The 631-nt window shown below is 70.8% G+C and carries 1 protein-coding gene and 2 pseudogenes; 1 reads left to right on the forward strand and 2 read right to left on the reverse strand.

Annotated elements, in window-relative coordinates; translation table 11 throughout:
* Together ACFO3N_RS24930 and pgk are read right to left on the reverse strand one after the other, a co-directional pair.
* Positions 1-255: triose-phosphate isomerase (locus ACFO3N_RS24930; protein ID WP_379801517.1), on the reverse strand; the 255-nt coding region annotated here is incomplete at its 3' end.
* A gap of 2 nt (positions 256-257) precedes the next feature.
* Positions 258-440, reverse strand: a pseudogene (gene pgk, locus ACFO3N_RS24935) (phosphoglycerate kinase); the annotation flags it as partial.
* 53 nt (positions 441-493) lie between these two features.
* Between pgk and ACFO3N_RS24940 the strand changes: the two are divergent.
* Positions 494-631 (forward strand): annotated as a pseudogene (locus tag ACFO3N_RS24940) (ribulose-phosphate 3-epimerase); the annotation flags it as partial.

A 631-nucleotide genomic window follows, 5' to 3' on the forward strand; every position in this document is an offset into this window, starting at 1 on the left:
CTCGCCGGTGTACGCACCGGACTCGTGCGCCGACAGGTCCTGCGCGCCGTAGGCGATCTGCAGCTTGTCGGCGTCGACGAGCGTCTGCACGCTGCGCAGGTCCGTGAACGGCGGGACGACCGCGACCTCGACCGTGGCGTAGTCGTGCTTGGCGTCCTTGAGCGTCCACGCGAGCTTCTGCAGCGTGTGCGTCGCCTGGTGGGGGTCCAGGTTCATCTTCCAGTTGCCCGCCATGAGCGGGGTGCGCTGCGTCATGCTCAGTCCTCCAGGACAGCGATACCGGGGAGGGTCTTGCCCTCGAGGAACTCCAGGCTGGCGCCGCCGCCCGTCGAGATGTGGCCGAAGCCCGCCTCGTCGAAGCCGAGCGTGCGCACGGCCGCGGCGGAGTCGCCTCCGCCGACGATCGTGAAGGCACCGTTCGCGCCCGCGTCGACGACGGCAGGCCTGCCGGACCGGCGCGGCGGGCGACGCCACGGCTGGCTACGCTGACGGCGTGCCCGCCCTCATCAACCCGAGCATCCTGTCCGCCGACTTCGCGAACCTCGAGCGCGACCTCGCGGCGATCGCGACGGCGGACTTCGCGCACGTCGACGTCATGGACAACCACTTCGTGCCCAACCTCACGCTGGGG

This window comes from Flavobacterium chungangensis (assembly GCF_042654045.1).
Taxonomy (GTDB): domain Bacteria; phylum Bacteroidota; class Bacteroidia; order Flavobacteriales; family Flavobacteriaceae; genus Flavobacterium; species Flavobacterium chungangensis.